Source organism: Amycolatopsis sp. A133, from assembly GCF_031082405.1.
Taxonomy (GTDB): Bacteria; Actinomycetota; Actinomycetes; order Mycobacteriales; family Pseudonocardiaceae; genus Amycolatopsis.
This window is the reverse complement of the sequence record NZ_JAVHJU010000004.1, coordinates 155,264-174,886: the sequence shown is the minus strand read 5'-3', so window position 1 is coordinate 174,886 and position 19,623 is coordinate 155,264. Positions and strand designations below refer to the sequence as shown.

Sequence of the window (19,623 nt, the reverse complement as noted above, 5' to 3'; positions counted from 1 at the left end):
CTGCCTGAACGGCGCGGCGGGGGTGCCGTCGAAATCGGAACTGTTTCCGGGAGCCGTCGCGCGGCCGGCGCGCTGGAAAGGATCAATGTGTCTCGCGCTCGTTCCTGCGGGTTCGCCCGGTGTGTGGCACGCCGGGCCGATTTGTTGAACGAGTGGCAAAAAGACGGCGGACGGCCGCCGTTTCCGTGAATTCCCAGGTCGCAGGCCACCCCTGCGTGTCCTCTCCCAGCGCCCGGACGGCCCTGCGCTGACGTCACCCCGTGCTCGAAAGGTTTCCGCAATGCCGCGATACGACGTCTCGGTTCCTGCCGACGGCGACGACAGATCGGTACCCGCGCGTACCCTCGCCGGGCTGTTCCAGGCGCAGGCCGCCCGCACCCCCGGGGAACCGGCGCTGACCGGCGCCGACGGCACCCTGACCTACGCGACGCTCAACGCACGGGCGAACCGGCTGGCCCGGCTGCTGATCCGGCACGGCGCCGGCCCGGAAGAGGTCGTCGCGCTCGTCCTGCCGAGGTCGGCCGACCTCGTCGTCGCACAGCTCGCGGCGGCCAAGGCCGGTGCGGCGTTCCTGCCCGTCGACCCCGACCAGCCCGCCGAGCGGATCGCCTTCATGCTCGCGGACGCGCGGCCGGTGCTCGTCGTGACCCGTTCGTCCGCCCGTCCGGCCGGCGTGGAGACCGTCCTCGACCTCGGTGCACCCGGGTTGCTCGACGGCCTGCCCGACGGCGACCCCACCGACGCCGACCGGACGCGCCCGCTGGCCGTCGACCACCCGGCCTACCTCATCTACACGTCCGGCTCGACCGGCGTGCCGAAGGGCGTGCTCGTCACCCACCGCGGCCTGGCCGGGTTCTTCGCGGCCATGCGGGAGCAGTACGACGTGCGGCCCGGCGACCGGGTCCTGGAGTTCTCCTCGCCGAGCTTCGACGCGTCGATCCTCGAGCTGGGCATGTCCCTGCCGGCGGGGGCGGCGCTGGTCGTGCCGCCGCCCGGCCCGCTGCTGGGCGAGCACCTCGCCGCCGTGCTGCGCGACGAAGGGGTGACCCACGCCCTGATCCCGCCGGTCGCGCTGGCCACGCTGGCCGCGGAGCACGCGGCCTCGCTGCCGGGCTTCCGGACGGTGATCGTCGGCGGGGACGCCTGCCCGCCCGAGCTGGTGCGGACCTGGGCACCCGGGCGCCGGATGATCAACTCCTACGGCCCCACCGAGTTCACCGTCGTGGCGACCTGGAGCGATCCGCTGGTCCCCGGCGGCACGCCGCCGATCGGCCGCCCGCTGCCGGGCGCCGCCGCGTACGTGCTCGACGAGGCGCTGCGCCCGGCCGCCACCGGGGAGCTCTACCTGGCCGGCCCCGCACTGGCCCGCGGCTACCTCGACCGGCCGGGACTGACCGCGAGCCGGTTCGTGGCCGACCCGTTCGCCGGACCCGGCGAGCGGATGTACCGGACCGGCGACGTCGTGCGCCGCACCCCCGGCGGCGAGCTGGAGTTCGTCGGCCGGGCGGACCACCAGGTCAAGATCCGCGGCTTCCGGATCGAGCCCGGAGAGATCGAAGCGGTGCTGCTGGGGCACGAGGGGGTCCGCGAGGCGGTCGTCGTCCCCCGCGAGGACCAGCCCGGCGTCAAACGCCTGGTGGCCTACGTCGTCGGGGACGCCGATCCCGCCGTGCTGCGCGCCGCACTGGCCGACCGGCTGCCGCCGTACATGGTCCCGGCCGCCATCGCCGGGCTCGAGGCGATGCCGCTGACCCACCACGGCAAGCTCGACCGCGACGCGCTGCCGTCCCCCGACTGGCAGGCCCAGGTCCGCGCCGCCCACACCGCGCCCCGCACCGACGCCGAGCGGGCCCTCGCCGAAATCTGGGCCGACGTGCTGGGCGTGCCGGACGTCGGCGTCGACGCGGACTTCTTCGAGCTCGGCGGCGACTCGATCCTCGGGGCGCGGGCGCTCGCCCGGATCCGCGCCCGGTTCGGGGCGGAGCTGTCCCCGCGCGTGGTGTTCGACGCCCGCACCATCACGAAACTCGCCGAGCTGCTGCCGGCTCGATCCAGCGCCCCGGCCGGCCGGATCGAGCCCGTGCCGCCCGGCGCCGTCGTGCCGCTGTCGCCGGTCCAGCGCCGCCTGTGGGTGCTCGACCAGCAGAACCCCGGCAGTACCGAATACAACGCCGGGGTCGGCCTCACCCTCTCCGGCCCGCTCGACCGCGACGCCCTGCGTGCCGCACTGGACGGGCTGGCCGCGCGGCACGAATCCCTGCGGACGACGTTCCGGACCGTCGACGGCGAAGGCGTCCAGGTCGTCGCCGACGAGGGGACCATCCCGCTGCGGGAGGCCGACGCCGGGGACGACCCGGACGCGCAGCTCGCGGCCGAGCTGGACCGCCCCTTCGACCTGGCCACCGGACCGCTCACCCGCGCCCTGCTGCTCCGGCGCGGTCCCGAAGAGCACCTGCTCCTGCTGTGCCAGCACCACATCATCACCGACGGCTGGTCGGTCGGCGTGCTGGTCGACGACCTGGCCGCGCTCTACGCGGGGGAGAAGCCCGCCCCGCTCGAAATCGGCTACCGCGACTACTCCCGCTGGCACCACGACCGGCTGGCCGGGCCGCTGCGCGAGCGGCAGCTGGCGTACTGGCGCGAGCAGCTCGCCGGGCTCGAACCCCTGGACCTGCCCACCGACCGGCCCCGCCCGCCCGTGCGCGGCACCCGGGGCGCGATCCGCCGGTACGACCTGCCCGCCGGCCTCGCCGAGCTGGGCCAGGACACCGGCGCGACCCTGTTCACGACGCTGACCGCCCTCGTGCAGCTGCTGCTGGCCCGCTACACCGGGCAGGACGACGTCGCCGTCGGCACCGCGGTGTCCGGTCGCGACCACGAGCAGCTCGAACGGCTCGCCGGCTTCTTCGTCAACACCCTCGTCCTGCGGTCCGCGGTCGATCCGGCCCAGCCGTTCGACGAGTTCCTCGGCCGGGTCAAGGAGACGACGCTGGCGGCGTTCGCCGCCGGCGAAGTGCCCTTCGACCAGGTCGTCGACGACCTGCGGCCGGCCCGTGACCCGAGCCGGACCCCGCTGGTGCAGGTCCTGCTGGTGCTGCAGCAGGACCTCGTCCGGCCCCGGGAGGCGGGCGCCCTCCGCCTGGGCGAGCACGATCTGCCCCGCCCCCGGGCCCGGTTCGACCTCGTGCTGGAGTTCCGGCCGCGAGGCCGGGGGGTCGCGATCGAATACGACACCGCGCTCTTCGACGCCGCGACGATCGACCGCTTCGCCGGGCACCTGCGGGTGCTGGCCGAAGCGGTGGTCGCCGATCCGCACCGGCCGGTGGCCGAGCTGCCGATCATGGACGGCGCCGAGCTGGCCCACCTGCACGACCTGTCCCGCGGGCCGGTGCTCGAAGCGCCGGAAGCCACGCTGCCGCAGCTGTTCGAGGCGCAGGCGGCCCGCACACCGGACGCGGTCGCCGTCGTCTGCGATGGCCGCTCGCTCACCTACGCCGAGCTGGACGAACAGGCCAACCGGCTCGCCCGGGTGCTGCTCGGCCGCGGTGCCGCGCCCGAACGGTTCGTCGCCGTCTCCCTGCCGCGCACCGAACGGATCCTCGTGGCGCTGCTCGGCGTGCTCAAGTCCGGCGCGGCCTACCTCCCGGTCGACCCGGCCTACCCGGCCGACCGGAAGGCCCTGATCCTCGACGACGCCGCCCCGGCCCTGCTGCTCACCGGGGACGGGCGGGGGCCGGGCACCGTTCCCGTCCTCGCGTTCGACGACCCCGCGCTGCTCGAGGGCTCCTCCGCCGAGCCGGTCGGCCGCGCCACGAACCCGGACCACCCCGCCTACGTGATCCACACGTCCGGCTCGACCGGCCGCCCCAAGGGCGTGGTGATCGCCCACCGCAGCGCCGCGAACCTGATGGCGTGGGCCGGCCACGACTTCGGGGACGTCTTCCGCCCCGGGTCCACAGTGGTCGCTTCGACGTCGCTCAACTTCGACGTCTCGGTGTTCGAAATCTTCGCGCCGCTGATGACCGGCGCCACCGTCGAGATCGTCCGGGACGTGCTGGCCCTCGGTGAGGGCGAGCAGACCGGCCGGCCCGTCGGCCTGGTCAGCGGGGTGCCCTCGGCGTTCGCCCAGCTGCTGGCCCAGGGCGCGGTGACGGTGCGGCCGTCCACCGTGGTCCTGGCCGGCGAGGCGCTGACGCTGCACGCGCTGCACGACATCCGGAAAGCGTTGCCCGGCAGCCGGCTCGCGAACATCTACGGACCCACCGAGTCCACTGTGTACGCCACCGCGTGGTACCACGACACCGACCGCACGCCGCCGATCGGCCGCCCGATCGCCGGCATCCGCGCCTACGTGCTGGACCGCGGCATGCGGCCCGTGCCCGTCGGCGTGCCCGGCGAACTGCACCTCGGCGGCGCCGGGGTGGCCCGCGGCTACCTCGGCCGGCCGGGCCTGACCGCCGTCCGGTTCGTGGCCGATCCCTTCGGCGAGCCGGGGATGCGGATGTACCGGACCGGCGACGTCGTGCGCTGGACCGCCCGCGGCGAGCTGGAGTACCTGGGCCGGGCCGACGACCAGGTCAAGATCCGCGGCTTCCGGATCGAGCCCGGCGAGGTCGAGGCCGCGCTGCGGCAGCACCCGGACGTGACCGAGGCGGTGGTGGTCGCGCGCACCGACGCCGGCCACCAGCGGCTGGTCGCCTACGTCGTGCCCGAGGCGCCCGCGGACCTGCGGGAATTCCTCGGCGCCTCGCTGCCCGCCCACCTCGTGCCGTCGGCGTTCGTGCCGCTCGAGCGGCTGCCGCTCAACCCCAGCGGCAAGCTCGACCGGCGCGCCCTGCCCGCCCCCGACTGGACCGGCGGCACCACCCGCGTCGCGCCGCGCACCGAGACCGAACGGCTCCTGGCCGCCATCTGGGCCGACGCGCTCGGGCTGCCCGAGGTCGGCGTCGAGGACAACTTCTTCGAGCTCGGCGGCGACTCGATCCTCAGCATCCGGCTCGTGTCCGAGGCGGCCAAGGCCGGCCTGCGGATCACCACCAAGGACGTCTTCCGGCACCAGACGATCGCCGCGCTCGCCGCCGCGGCCGGGGTGAGCGCGCCCGCGCCCGAACGGTCCGCGGCGACCGGCGAGGTGGTCGTCACCCCGATCCAGCACTGGTTCCTCGACACCGAGCCGGCCGATCCGGACCACTTCGTCCAGCACCTGAGCGTGCGGCTCGCCGAAGACTTCGACGAAGACCGGCTGCGTGCGGCGGTGCACACGGTCGTCGCCCACCACGACGCCCTGCGGCTGCGGTTCCGCAAGACCACCGCGGGCTGGACGCAGTTCCACGCCGAGCCCGGCGACGTCGACGTCTTCGGCGCGGAGATCGACCTCGAACACGGCCCGCTGGTGCGCGCGGACCTCAACGGCACGACCCTGCGCCTGGCCGTGCACCACCTGGTGGTGGACGGCGTCTCGTGGCGCATCCTGCTCGAGGACCTCGACCACGCCTACCACGGACGGGACCTGAGCCCCCGGACGACGTCCTTCCAGGACTGGGCGAACCGGCTCGCCGGCCACCCCTTCGACGGCGACCTCCCGTACTGGCAGGCGGTCGACGGCGCCCAGATCCCGCTGGACCACGCCGACCCGGACACCGGCGACCGCGCCGCGGTGGCCGGCACCCGCACGGTCACCACCCGGCTCGACGCCGAGCTGACCCGCGCGCTGCTGCAGGACGTCCCCGGCGTCTACCGGACCCAGGTCAACGACGTGCTGCTGGCCGCGCTCGGCGGGGCCTTGCGCCGCTGGAGCGGCGCCGGCCGCGTGCTCGTCGACCTGGAGGGGCACGGCCGCGAGGAGCTGTTCGACGACGTCGACCTGTCCCGCACGGTCGGCTGGTTCACGTCGATGTTCCCCGTCGCGCTGGAGGTCCCCGACACGGGCGTGGCGAGCCTGCTCAAGTCCGTCAAGGAGCAGCTGCGCGCGATCCCGGCCCGCGGCCTGTCCTACGGCGTGCTGCGGCACCTCACCGGGACCGCCCCCGCGGTGACCCCGCGGCTCAGCTTCAACTACCTCGGCCGCTTCGAGGCCGAAGGCGAGCTCTACCGGGGGCTCGAGCGGGAACTCGAGCTTTCGCAGCACCCCGGGGACGTCCGCGCGCACGCCGTCGACGTCGTCGCCCGGGTCACCGGCGGCCGCCTGGAGATCACCTGGTTCTACGGCGGGCAGCTGCACCGGGAAACCACCATCCGCGCGGTCGCCGACGACCTGGTCGGCCACCTGGCGGAGATCGTCGCGCACTGCACGGCACCGGGCGCCGGCGGCCGCACGCCGTCGGACTTCCCCCTGGCCGGCCTCGACCAGGCCGCGGTGGACCGGCTCGCCGGCGACGGCCGCGCGGTCGAGGACATCTACCCGCTCACCCCGGCCCAGTCCGGCATGCTCTTCCACCGGCTCACCGGCGGCGGCCGCCACGCCTACCTCCAGCAGGTGACGTTCGTGCAGAGCGACGTCCCCGACCCGGCCGCGCTGGGCCGCGCCTGGCAGCGGGTGGTGGACCGGACGCCGGTCCTGCGCAGCCAGGTCGTCTGGGACGGCCTCGACGAGCCCGTGCAGGTCGTGCACCGGCAGGTCACCCTGCCCGTCGAGCACCGGGACTGGACCACCGCACCGGAAGACCTCGACACCGTGCTGGCGGCCGACCGGGACGCCGGCCTGGACCTGGGCGAGGTCCCGCTGATGCGGCTGCTGCTGGCCCGCGTCTCGGCGACCGAGGTCCGCGTGGTCTGGACGTTCCACCACCTCCTGCTCGACGGCTGGAGCCTCTTCCAGGTGCTCTCCGACGTCTCGGCGGCGCACGCCGGGCGTCCGCTGCCGGCCCGCCGCCCGTTCCGCGACCACGTCCGGTGGCTGTCCGAACAGGACACCCCGGCGGCGGAACGGTTCTGGCGCGGACAGCTCTCGGGCCGGCCCGAGCCGGTCCGGCTGCGCACCGACCGCCCCCGGTCCCCAGGGCACCCGGTCGAGTCGACGGCCTCGCTGCGGATCGAACTGCCCGCCGGACCGCTGCGCGCCGCCGCGCAACGCCACGGGCTGACTCTCAACACGCTCGTCCAGGGCGCCTGGGCGGTGCTGCTGGCCCGCCACACCGGACGGCCGGAGGTCTGCTTCGGCACCACGGTCTCCGGACGGCCCGCCGACCTGCCCGGGGCCGACGGGATCACCGGCATGTTCATCACCACGCTGCCGGTCGTCGCCGACGTCGACGAGCGCGCCGGGGCCGCCGCCTGGCTCCGCGACCTCCAGGACGCCCAGGCCGAGGCCCGCCGGTACGACCACCTTTCCCTGGCGCGCCTGCAGACCTGGGGCGGGGAGTTCGACACCCTGCTGGTCTTCGAGAACTACCCGGTGACCGCGGAGCTCGGCCTGCGCGACCTGCGGGGCGTGGAGACGACCAACTACCCCCTCAGCGTCGTCGCCTACCCCGGCGAGGAGCGCCTGGAGGTCCTGTTCGGCTACGACCCGGACCTGTTCGACGCCGAGACGATCGCCGGGTTCGCCCGGCACCTGGAGACCCTGCTTTCCGAGTTCGCGACCCGGCCGCACGAGCCGCTCGCCCGGCTGCGCATGCTCACCGAAGCCGAGCACCACGACGTCGTGGTGCGGTGGAACGACACCGCGCAGGACCACCCGGACACGACCGTGCCGTCGCTGTTCGCCGACCAGGTCCGCCGCACGCCGGACGCGGTCGCCGTCACCGGCGAAGAAACCTTGACCTACGCGGAGCTGGACGCCCGGGCGAACCGGCTGGCCCACCGCCTGCTCGCCCTCGGGGCGCAGCGGGACGGCCTGGTGGGGCTGCTGCTCGGCCGCTCGGCCGATGTCGTCGTCGCCGAACTCGCGGTGCTCAAGGCCGGCGGCGCGTACCTGCCCCTGGACGCCCGCGCGCCCCGCAGCCGGCTGACGGCTCTGCTCGAGGGCGTCCGCGTGCTGGTGACCGACGACGCCGGCCGGGCGCTCGCCCACGACGTCCACAGTGGACCGGTGGTGTCGATCGACGACGCCGGGACCGAGCCGTCCGACGCGCCGGAGGTGGTGCTCCGGCCGGAAAACCTCGCCTACGTCATGTACACGTCGGGCTCGACGGGAACGCCCAAGGGTGTGGCGGTCAGCCACCGGGCCATCGTCGGCCTGGCGCGGGAGCGGTCCTTCGCCTGCCCCGCCCACCGGACCGTGCTGATGCACTCCGCGCTGGCGTTCGACGCGTCGACGTACGAGACGTGGGTGCCGTTGCTGAGCGGCGGCCGGGTCGTCGTCGCGCCGCGGGGCAACCTGGACGCCGAGGTGCTCCGCCGGGTCGTCGCCGCGCACGGGGTGACCGCGGTGTTCCTGACGGCGGGGTTGTTCCGGGTGCTGGCGCAGGAAGATCCCGCCTGCCTGCGGGGCGTGGAGGAGGTGTGGACCGGCGGCGAGGTGGTGCCCCCCGCCGCGGTGCGGCAGCTGGCGGCGGCCTGCCCCGGCCTGACCGTGGTGGACGTCTACGGCCCCACCGAGACCACGACGTTCGCCACCCGGTTCCCCATGCCGCCGGGCGAGCCGGTGCCGGCCGTGCTGCCGATCGGGCGGCCGCTGGACGACACGGCGGCCTACGTCCTCGACCACGGGCTGCGCCCGGTGCCGCCGGGCACCGTGGGCGAGCTGTACCTGGCGGGCACCGGGCTGGCCCGCGGCTACTTCGGGCAGCCGGCGCTGACGGCCGAACGGTTCCTGGCCGACCCCTTCGGCGCGCCCGGTGCGCGGATGTACCGCACCGGCGACCTCGTCCGGTGGACCAGCGCTCGCGTACTGGAGTTCGTCGGCCGCGCCGACGACCAGGTGAAGATCCGCGGCTTCCGCGTCGAACTCGGCGAAATCGAGACGGCGCTGACCGCCCACCCGGACGTCGCCGAGGCCGTCGTCGTCGCGGCGGAGTCCGCCGGGAGCAAGCGGCTGGTCGCCTACGTCGTCACCACCGGGACGCCGGACCTCCGTGAATTCCTGCTCCGGTCCCTGCCGGACTACCTCGTGCCGTCGGTGTTCGTGCCGCTCGAGGCCCTGCCGCTGAACGAAAACGGGAAGGTCGACCGCCGGGCGCTGCCCGCACCCGACTTCGTGTCCGGCCTCGGCTACCGCGAGCCCGCCACGGACGCCGAGCGGCTGCTCGCCGGCATCTGGGCCGAGGTCCTGCGGGTCGACCGGGTCGGCGCCGACGACAACTTCTTCGAGCTCGGCGGCGACTCGATCCTCAGCATCCAGGTGGTTTCCCGGGCCCGCCGGGCCGGTCTGAACCTGATGCCCGGCCAGGTGTTCGACCACCCGACGGTCGCCGCGCTCGCGCTCGCCGCCACCCCGGCCGCGCCCGCCGCGGCCGCCGACGCGGGGCCGGTCACCGGCGAGGTGCCGCTGACGCCGGTGCAGCACTGGTACCTCGACCCGCGGCCGGTGCACCCGGAACGGTTCGCCCAGTCCGTCTCCGTGGAACTGCCCGCCCCGCCGGACCCGGCCGTGCTGCGCCGCGCGCTGCGCGATCTCCAGCTGCACCACGACGCCCTGCGCCTGCGGTTCACCCCGGACGGCCAGCACCACGCGCCCGACGCCGGGGATGTCCTCGGCGCCACCATCAACCTCGAAACCGGGCCGCTGCTGCGGGCCGAGCTGTCCGGCACGACGCTGACGCTGGAGGCGCACCACCTGGTCGTCGACGGCGTGTCGTGGCGGATCCTCCTGGAGGACCTGCAAACCCTCTTCGACGGCGGCCGGCTCGCCCCGCGGACGACGTCCTTCCGCGACTGGGCCCGCACCCTGGCGAGCCACGCGGCCGAAGGCTTCTTCGACGACGAACTCGGCCACTGGGCGGCGATCGACGCCGACCCCGCCCTGCCGGTCGACGCGGCGGGCGAAAACACCTACGGCTCGGCCCGCTCGGTGGTCGTGCGGCTGCCCGCGGAAGCGACCCGCGCGGTGCTGCACGACGTGCCGGCGGCGTACCGGACGCAGGTCAACGACGTCCTGCTCACCGCGCTCGGCCGCGTCCTGCGGGACTGGACGGGCCGCGAGCGCGTCCTGGTCGACCTCGAAGGCCACGGGCGGGAAGACCTGTTCGCGGGCCTCGACCTCTCCCGCACCGTCGGCTGGTTCACCTCGATCTTCCCGGTCGAGCTGACCTCGTCCGGCGAAGACTGGGGCGAAGCCCTGAAGACGACGAAGGAGCGGCTCCGCGCGATTCCCCGCCGCGGGATCGGCTACGGCGCTCTGCGGTACCTCACCGGTACCGCTCCGCGCCTCGAACCCCGGATCAGCTTCAACTACCTCGGCCGCTTCGACCACGGCGGCGGGCTGGGCGGGGCCGCGCACCCCGAGCAGACCCGCGGGCACCAGCTCGACGTCGTCGGCGCGGTCGTCGGCGACGAGCTCGAACTGACCTGGATGTACTCCACGGGCGTCCACACCGAGGCCACCGTGCGCCGGCTGGCCGGCGCGCTCCTGGAAGCGCTCACCGGGATCGTCGGGCACTGCGCCCGCCCGGACGCCGGCGGCCGGACGCCGTCGGACTTCCCGCTGGCCCGCCTCGACCAGGCAGGAGTGGACCGCCTCGCCGGCACCGGCCGCACGGTCGAGGACATCTACCCGCTCACCCCGATGCAGTCGGGCATGGTCTTCCACAGCCTCGTCGACGGCGAGGCCGGGACCTACCTCAACCAGGTGCGGCTGCGGCTGACCGGCGTCACCGACCCCGAGCGCCTGGCCCGTGCGTGGCAGCAGGTCGTCGCGGACACGCCGGTGCTGCGCAGCCGCGTCGTCTGGGACGGCCTCGACGAACCCGTGCAGCTCGTCGAGCGGACCGCCGCAGTCCCGGTCGTCCACCTCGACTGGACGAGCTTGGACGACGCCGAGCGCGTTCGGGAGCAGGAGCGGTTCCTCCAGGCTGATCGCGCGCGCGGGTTCGACCTGACGGCCGCCCCGCTGCTGCGGCTGGCGTTCGCCCGGCTGCCCGGCGGCGACGTGCTGCTGGTGTGGACGTTCCACCACGTGCTGCTCGACGGCTGGAGCGCCGCGCAGGTGTTCGGCGAGGTGTGCGCCCGGTACGCGGGTGCCACCACGCCGGGCCACCGCCCGCCGTTCCGCGAATACCTGCGCTGGCTCGGCGAACAGGACACCACGGCCGCCGAAACCCACTGGCGCGAGCAGCTCGCCGGGCTGCGGACGCCGACACCGCTGCCGTACGACCGCCGCCCGGTGGAGGCCCACCGCGCGCGGTCCGCCGCGTCGGTCCGCGTGTCGGCGCCCGCCGAGGGACTGCGAGAGCTGGCGCGGCGCGCCGGCCTGACGCTCAACACGATCGTGCAGGGCGCGTGGGGGCTCGTGCTTTCCCGCGCCAGCGGGGAGTCCGACGTCGTCTTCGGCACCACCGTGTCCGGGCGGCCCGCCGACCTGCCGGGCGTCGAAGCGATGGCGGGGCTGTTCATCAACACCCTGCCCGCCCCCGTCACCGTCCACAACGGACTCACCGTGGCGCAGTGGCTGCGGGACCTGCAGGCGGCCCAGTCCCGCTCCCGCCGGTTCGACTTCGTGTCACTGGCCCAGCTGCAGGGCTGGGCGGGCGGGACCACGCTGTTCGACAGCATCCTGGTCTTCGAGAACTACCCGTTCGACACCGACGCCGTGGCCGAGCACGGGATCGGCCTGCACGAGGAAGGCGAGCTGCAGCCGACCAACTACCCGCTCAGCGTGGTCGTCACGCCGGGCGAGCGGCTGACGGTGTCGTTCGACCACGACCCCGACCTGTTCGACCGGGCCACGATCGACCGGCTGGCCGGGCAGCTGCTGCTCGTCCTGGAGCGCATCGCGGCGCAGCCGGAACAGCGGGTCGGCGAGCTGGACCTGCTCACCGGCGACGACCGCGAGAAGGTGCTGCGGACCTTCAACAACACGGCGCACCCGGTCGCCGAGGCCACCGTGGTGAGCCGGTTCGCCGACCAGGTCCGCCGGACGCCGGACGCTCCGGCGGTCGACGACCTGACCTACGCGCAGCTGGCCGCCCGCGCCGGCCGGCTCGCGTCCCGGCTGAGCGAGCTGGGTGTCGGGGTGGAGGACCGGGTGGGGCTGCTGCTGGAGCGATCGGCCGACCTCGTCGTCGCCGAGCTGGCGGTGCTCACGGCCGGGGCCGCGTACGTCCCGGTCGACCTGCGCGCGCCGGCGAGCCGGATGCGCCTGGTCCTGGCCGAAGCGGGCGTCTCCGTGGTCATCGCGGCGGAGTCCTATCAGGACATCCACAGTGGACCGTCGGTGCGGGTGGACGAGACCGGCCCGGAGGGTGCGCCGGATGTCCCCGTGCGGCCCGGAAACCTGGCGTACGTGATGTACACGTCCGGGTCGACCGGCCAGCCGAAGGGCGTGGCGGTGACCCACCGCGACATCGTGGCCCTGGCCTCGGACCGCTCGTTCGCGGGTGAGGCACACCGGACCGTGCTGCTGCACTCGCCGCAGGCGTTCGACGCCTCGACGTACGAGGTGTGGGTGCCGCTGCTCAACGGCGGCCGCGTGGTGGTCGCCCCGCCGGGGGACGTCGATGCCGAGGTGCTGCGGGACGTCATCACCCGGCACGGCGTCACCGCGCTGTGGCTGACCGCCGGGCTGTTCCGGCTGCTGGCGCAGGAAGACCCCGGCTGCCTGCGGGGGGCCGGCGAGGTGTGGACCGGCGGTGACGTCGTGCCCGCCGCGGCCGTCCGGCAGGTGCGCGCGGCCTGCCCGGGGCTGACCGTCGTCGACGGCTACGGCCCCACCGAGACGACCACCTTCGCCAGCCGGCACTTCCTGGCCCCCGAAGCCGCGGTGCCGGACGCGATGCCGATCGGGCGGCCGCTGGACAACATGGCCGCCTACGTCCTCGACGAGGGGCTGCGGCCGGTTCCGCCGGGCGTGACGGGGGAGCTGTTCATCGCCGGGGCCGGGGTGTCCCGCGGCTACCTCGGCCGGCCCGGGCTCACCGCGGAACGCTTCGTGGCCAACCCCTTCGGGGCGCCGGGGGAGCGGATGTACCGCACCGGCGACGTCGTCCGCTGGTCCGGCGACGGCGTGCTGGAGTTCGTCGGCCGGGCCGACGACCAGGTGAAGATCCGCGGCTTCCGGATCGAGCTGGGCGAGATCGAGACGGTCCTGGCCGCGCACCCGGACGTCACCGAAGCCGTGGTCGTCGCGCGGGACCGGCGGCTCGTCGCCTACGTCGTCACGGCCGGAAAGCCGGACCTGCGGGCGTGGCTGCAGCGGGACCTGCCCGACTACATGGTCCCTTCGGCGTTCGTGACGCTCGACGCGCTTCCCCTGAGCGCCAACGGAAAGGTCGATCGCAAGGCGCTCCCGGAGCCCGCCGCGGAGCCGGTGGCCGGGTACGTGCCGCCGCGCACGGAGACCGAACGCCTGCTCGCCGAGGTCTGGACCGACGTGCTGGGCGTGCCCGGCGTCGGCGTCGAGGACAACTTCTTCGAGCTCGGCGGCGACTCGATCCTCAGCATCCAGGTCGTCTCCCGGGCCCGGCGCCACGGCCTCGCGCTCACCCCGCGGGACCTGTTCGCCCACCAGACCGTCGCCGCGCTCGCCGTCGCGGCGGGCTCGGCCGCGGTGACCGTGGCCGAGCAGGGCCCGGTCAGCGGCCCCGCCCCGCTGACCCCGATCCAGCGCTGGTTCTTCGACGGCGGCTTCGGGGACCCGGCCGCGTTCACCCAGTCGGTCCGCCTCGAGCGCGCCGAGCCGTTCGACGTCGAGACCCTGCGCAAGGCGCTGGCCACCCTGGTCGAGCACCACGACGCCCTGCGCATGCGGTTCACCGGCGACGGCCAGGAAAACGCCCCGGCCGAACCGGCCGAAATCCTCGGGGCCGAGATCGACGTGGCGAGCGGGCCGCTGCTCACCGCCGAACTCCTGGAGCCCGCGGTCCTGCGGCTGACGGTCGATCACCTCGTCGTCGACGGCGTCTCGTGGCGGATCCTCCTGGAGGACCTGGAAACCGCCTACCGCGGTGGCCCGCTGCCGCCCAAGACGACCTCGTTCCGCGACTGGGCCAACCGGCTCGCCGCGCACGCCGAGGCCGGCGGCTTCGACGACGAACTGCCGTACTGGCGCGCCGCGCTCGCCGTCGACGCCTCCCTGCCGGTCGACGCCGGCGCCGCGGACGACGGCACCGGCACGGTCACCACGCGGCTGGACGCCGAGCTGACCCGGGCGCTGCTGCAGGACGTCCCGGGCGTCTACCGGACGCAGGTCAACGACGTGCTGCTGGCCGCACTGGGCCGGGTGCTGGCCCGCTGGACCGGCCGCGACGGCGTGCTGATCGACCTGGAGGGCCACGGCCGCGAGGAGCTGTTCGACGACGTCGACCTGTCCCGCACGGTCGGCTGGTTCACCTCGCTGTACCCGGTCGCGTTGCGCATCGACGACGACTGGGGCGTCCTGCTCAAGTCGGTGAAGGAACAGCTGCGCGCGGTGCCCCGCCGCGGCGTCGGCTTCGGTGCGCTGCGGTACCTGACCGGGACCGCGCCCACGCTGGAGCCCGGGATCAGCTTCAACTACCTCGGCCGCCTCGACGGCGCCGCCGGCAGCCTGGATTCTGCGGTCGGCGAGGGCGCGGGCCGGGCGCACCTGCTCGACGTCGTCGGCCGGGTCGACCGGGAAACCCTGGAGCTGACCTGGTACTACTCCCGCGACACGCACACCGCCGCGACGGTGGAGAAGCTGGCCGCCGAACTGGTGGCCGCGCTGGGCGAAGCCGTCGCGCACTGCGCCGGACCCGGTGCGGGCGGGCGCACCCCGAGCGACTTCCCGCTGTCCGGGCTGGACCAGCGGCAGATCGACCGGATCGCCGGCGACGGCCGTGGCGTGAGCGACATCCACCCGCTCACCCCGATGCAGGCCGGCATGGTCTTCCACGGGCTTTCCCAGCAATCCCAGGGCGTCTACTTCGAACAGGTCACCGCCGTCCTCGACGGCGTGGCCGAGCCGCGGTTCCTGGCCGGGGCGTGGCAGCACGTGGTCGACCGGACGCCGGTCCTGCGCGGCAGCGTCGTGTGGGAGGACGTCCCCGAGCCGCTGCTCGTGGTCCACCGCGAAGCGCGGGTGCCGGTCACCGAGCTCGACTGGCGGGACCGCGACCGCGAGGAAGCCCTGCGCGAGCTGCTCGCGAGTGACCGGGCCCAGCCGTTCGACCTGGCGGCCGCGCCGCTGCTGCGGGTCACCTTGGCGCGCCTGCCGGACGACGCCGTCCAGCTCGTCTGGACGTTCCACCACGTCCTGCTGGACGGCTGGAGCGTCTTCCAGGTGCTGTCCGACGTCTGCACCGCCTACGCGGCGCTGCGCGACGGCACGGCACCCGCCCTGCCGCACCGCCGTCCGTTCGCCGACTACGTCACCTGGCTCAGCGGCCAGAACGCCGACGGCGCCGAAGAATACTGGCGCCGCGAACTCGGCGGCGTCACCGAGCCGACGCCGCTGCCCTACGACCGGATCCCCACGGCCACCCACGAATCGAGTTCGTCGACGTGGGTGAGCCGCGACCTCGGCGAAGAAGCGACCGGCCGGCTGGCGGCGTTCGCCCGCCGCGAGCGGCTCACCGCCAACGCCCTCGTGCAGGGCGCCTGGGCGCTCCTGCTGGCCCGGCACAGCGGCGAGGACGACGTCTGCTTCGGGGCCACCGTGTCCGGCCGCCCGGCCGGGCTGGCCGGCGTCGACGACATCACCGGCATCTTCATCAACACCCTGCCGGTGCGGGTCACCGCCGACCCGGCGGCCCCGGTCGCCGGCTGGCTGCGCGGCCTGCAGGCGGCCCAAGCCGAATCGCGCCGGTTCGAGCACGTCCCGCTGACCGCGGTGCAGGCCTGGAGCGGCGTCGAGGGCGGCCGGAACCTGTTCGACAGCCTCGTGGTGTTCGAAAACTACCCGGTCACCGCGGACGATGTCGCCGCGCACGGCGTGCGGCTGCGGGACCTGCAGGCGATGGAGACGACCAACTACCCGCTCAGCGTCGTGGCCGCCCCCGGCCCGCGCCTGTCGCTCGGCCTGGGCTACGACCCGGCGCTGTTCGACGAAACCACCGTCGAGCGGCTGGCCCGGCAGCTCGAACACCTCCTGGAGACGATCGCCGAAGACCCGGCCCGGCCGCTGCGGGACCTGGATGTGGTCGGCGCCGCCGAACGCGACCAGCTCCTCGTGGGCTTCAACAACACCCACCACGAGGTCCCGCCGGTCACCCTCACCGAGCTGATCGAGGCCCAGGCGGCCCGCACCCCGGACGCCGTCGCGGTGGTCTCGCGCGAGGAACGGCTCACCTTCGCCGAACTCGACACCCGCGCCGACCGGCTGGCCCGGCTGCTGGCCGCGCGGGGGGCCGGTCCCGAGCGGATCGTCGCGCTCGCCTTGCCGCGGTCGGTGGAGATCGTCGTCGCGCAGCTGGCCGTGCTCAAGACCGGCGCCGCCTACCTGCCGGTCGACCCGGACTACCCCGCCGAGCGGATCGCGTTCATGCTCGCCGACGCGAAGCCGGTCGTCGTGGTGACCAAGCCGGGAACGCCGTTGCCGGTGGCCGACGTGCTCGTCCTCGACGGCTCCGAGGCCGACGGCGCGGCCGCCCCAGTGGCCCCGTCCGTGCCGCTGACCGCGCCGGCGTACGTCATCTACACCTCCGGCTCGACCGGCACCCCGAAGGGCGTCGTCGTCACCCACGCCGGCCTGGCGAGCTTCGCGAGCGCCGAAATCGCCCACTTCGACGTCCGGCCGGGCGACCGCGTGCTGCAGTTCTCGTCGCCGAGTTTCGACGCTTCGGTGCTGGAGCTGTGCATGGCGTTGCCGGCGGGCGCCGCCCTGGTCGTACCGCCGCCCGGGCCGTTGCTCGGCGACCACCTCGCCGCCGTGCTGCGCGACGAAGGCGTCACCCACGCGCTGATCCCGCCGGTGGCCATGGCGAGCGTGCCCGACGTCGAGCTGCCCGCGTTCCGCACGCTGGTCGTCGGCGGCGAAGCGTGCCCGGCCGACCTGGTGGCCCGCTGGGCGCCGGGCCGCCGGATGATCAACGCCTACGGGCCCACCGAAACCACGGTGGTGGCGACCTGGAGCGACCCCCTCGAACCCGGGGCCACCCCGCCGATCGGCCGCCCGATCCGCAACACCCGCGTCCGCGTCCTCGACGCCGCACTGCGGCCGGTGCCGATCGGGGCCGCGGGGGAGCTGTACGTCGCCGGTGCCGGGCTCGCCCGCGGGTACCTCGACCGGCCGGGACTCACCGCCACGCGGTTCCTCGCCGATCCGTTCGGGGCGCCGGGGGAGCGGATGTACCGCACCGGCGACCTGGTCCGGTGGCGCGCCGGCGGGACCCTCGAGTTCCTCGGCCGCGCCGACGACCAGGTCAAGATCCGCGGCTTCCGGATCGAGCCCGGCGAGATCGTGGCGGTGCTGCGCAAGCACAGTGGCGTCCGCGACGCCGCCGTCGTCGCGGACGGCCAGCGGCTGATCGCCTACGTGGTGGGCGAGCCCGGCGCCGGGCTGCGGGAACACGTCGCCGCCGCCCTGCCGGCCCACTTCGTGCCCGCCGCGTTCGTCCGGCTCGACGCGCTTCCCCTGACGGCCAACGGGAAGCTGGACCGGCGGGCCCTGCCCGCCCCGGCCGCACCGGAGGAAAGCGCCGGGTACGCGGCCCCGGAAACCGAGACCGAAGAGGTCCTCGCGGCCATCTGGGCCGAGGCACTGGAACTCGACCGGGTCGGCGTCGAGGACAACTTCTTCGCCCTCGGCGGCGATTCGCTGCGCAGCCTGCGGATCACCTCGATGACGAAGTCCGCCTTCGACGTCGAGCTCACCCCCAAGGACGTGCTCACCGCCGGCACCGTGCTGGCGCTGGCGGAGCTCGTCGAAGAACGGGTCCTGCAGGACCTCGAGCGGCTCGCCGCCGGCCAAGACCACTGAACAAAACCCCTTACAGGAAGGTGAACGCACATGCAGGACGACGCCGAATTCCAGGTGCTGGTCAACGACGAGGGCCAGTACTCGCTGTGGCCGGTGGCCAACGAGGTCCCCGCGGGCTGGCGCGCCGACGGGTTCCGCGGCGGCCGCCAGGAGTGCATGGACCACGTCGACGAGGTGTGGACCGACATGCGGCCGCTGAGCCTGCAGCGGCAGATGGCGGCCGACGGCTGAGCCGCCGCCGTCCCCGCCGTCCCCACCGAACCGACGCGGAAGGTTCCCGCCCATGCCCTCTCCTTCGACGTTCTCCCAGTCCCTGCGGGTGCCGGTCCGGGATGTCCCGGAACCACGGTCCACGACCGACGCCCGGCTGCAGCGGCTGCTGACCGGCCTGGCCCACCGCCACGGCGTACCCGCCGCCCAGCTGGTCGTGCACGACGGCGGCCGGACGCGCTCCGCCGTGACCGGCGGGATCGCCGCCACGGCGAAGTTCCCGGTCGGCTCGATCACCAAGGCGTTCACCGCGGCGCTGGCGATGCTGCTCGTCGCCGACGGCGACCTGGACCCGGACGACCCCCTCGCCGAGCACCTGGACGGGCTCGGCCCGCAGGTCGGCAGACCCACCGTCGGGCAGGTGCTCAGCCACACCGGCGGGCTGCCGGCCGCGCTCGGTGCCGCCGCCGACGGCGGCTCGGCCCGCCGGTACCTGCGGGCCTGCCGCGACGCCGGGCTCGTCCAGCCGCCCGGCCTGGGCTTCTCGTACTCCAACGTCGGCTACGTGCTCACCGGCTACGTGGTCGAGGCCATCACCGGGATGAGCTGGCACGAGGCGATGGAGAGCCTGCTGCTCGGCGAACTCGGGATCACGCCGGCGTTCGTCGTGGAGCCGGGCGCGCGGCGCCGGACCGGCGGCCACGTCAGCGGGCACGCCGTGCACGCGGCGACCGGCCGGGCCCGGCCGGTCGCGCAGACCCTGACCCCCGCCGAGGCGGCGGCCGGGGCGCTCGCGCTGAGCGCCGAGGACCTCGCCGCCTTCGGCCGCATGGTCTGCGGCGGTGCCGGCCCGCTGCCGGCGGACCTCGTCGACCTCATGCGCCGTCCGGTGCCGGGGGCGGAGCCGTTCGGGCTGGCCGACGCCTGGGGGCTCGGCCTGGCCGGCTACCGCGGCGCCGACGCGGACTGGACCGGCCACGACGGCACCGCCGACGGCACCTCCTGCCACCTGCGGATCGACGCCGAGCACGGCCGGGTCGTCGCGCTCACCACCAACGGCAGCACCGGTGCGGCACTGTGGACGGACCTGGTCGCCGCCCTGCGCGCCGACGGCCTCCCGGTCGGCGACTACGAGCTGCCCGGCGAGCTCGACCGGGCCGCCCGCCCGGCCGCCGACCTGTCGGGCCGCTACACCAACGGCGACCTCGAGTACCAGGTGGACGTCCGCGCGGACGGCGGGGCCGTGCTCGTCGTCGACGGCGAGGTCTACCCGGAGCTCGCGCTGCTGCGCGACGGCTCGTTCTCGGTGCGCGAACCCGGCACCGGCCGCCGGATCATCGGCGGCCGCTTCCTGACCGACCCGGCCACCGGGACCGTCAGCGCCATGCAGGCCGGGGGCCGCGTCGCCCGGCGCCGCCGCCGCGCCTCCTGATCTCCCGTCC

3 protein-coding genes are annotated in these 19,623 nt (G+C 74.7%); all 3 read left to right on the top strand.

Going from position 1 to position 19,623, the window contains the following annotated elements; genetic code table 11:
• Positions 1-280 precede the first annotated feature (280 nt).
• The 3 genes from Q5425_RS05035 to Q5425_RS05025 are packed head-to-tail and all read left to right on the top strand — an operon-like array spanning position 281 to position 19,613.
• Positions 281-17,971, top strand: coding sequence for a non-ribosomal peptide synthase/polyketide synthase (locus Q5425_RS05035; RefSeq protein WP_308670903.1), 17,691 nt, complete (start codon positions 281-283; stop codon positions 17,969-17,971).
• Between the two features lie 30 nt (positions 17,972-18,001).
• Positions 18,002-18,202, top strand: a complete 201-nt coding sequence (locus Q5425_RS05030; RefSeq protein ID WP_013224966.1) for an MbtH family NRPS accessory protein — start codon at positions 18,002-18,004, stop codon at positions 18,200-18,202.
• Positions 18,203-18,254: 52 nt separating this feature from the next.
• Positions 18,255-19,613 (top strand): serine hydrolase domain-containing protein, encoded by a 1,359-nt coding sequence (locus tag Q5425_RS05025; protein ID WP_308670902.1) that lies wholly within the window; start codon positions 18,255-18,257, stop codon positions 19,611-19,613.
• The last annotated feature ends 10 nt before the right edge of the window (positions 19,614-19,623 follow it).

Bases quoted from the DNA above. Each gene is read 5' to 3' on its own strand.
- Q5425_RS05035 (WP_308670903.1), top strand. From the start codon at position 281: ATGCCGCGATACGACGTCTCGGTTCCTGCCGACGGCGACGACAGATCG.
- Q5425_RS05025 (WP_308670902.1), top strand. From the start codon at position 18,255: ATGCCCTCTCCTTCGACGTTCTCCCAGTCCCTGCGGGTGCCGGTCCGG.
- Q5425_RS05030 (WP_013224966.1), top strand. From the start codon at position 18,002: ATGCAGGACGACGCCGAATTCCAGGTGCTGGTCAACGACGAGGGCCAG.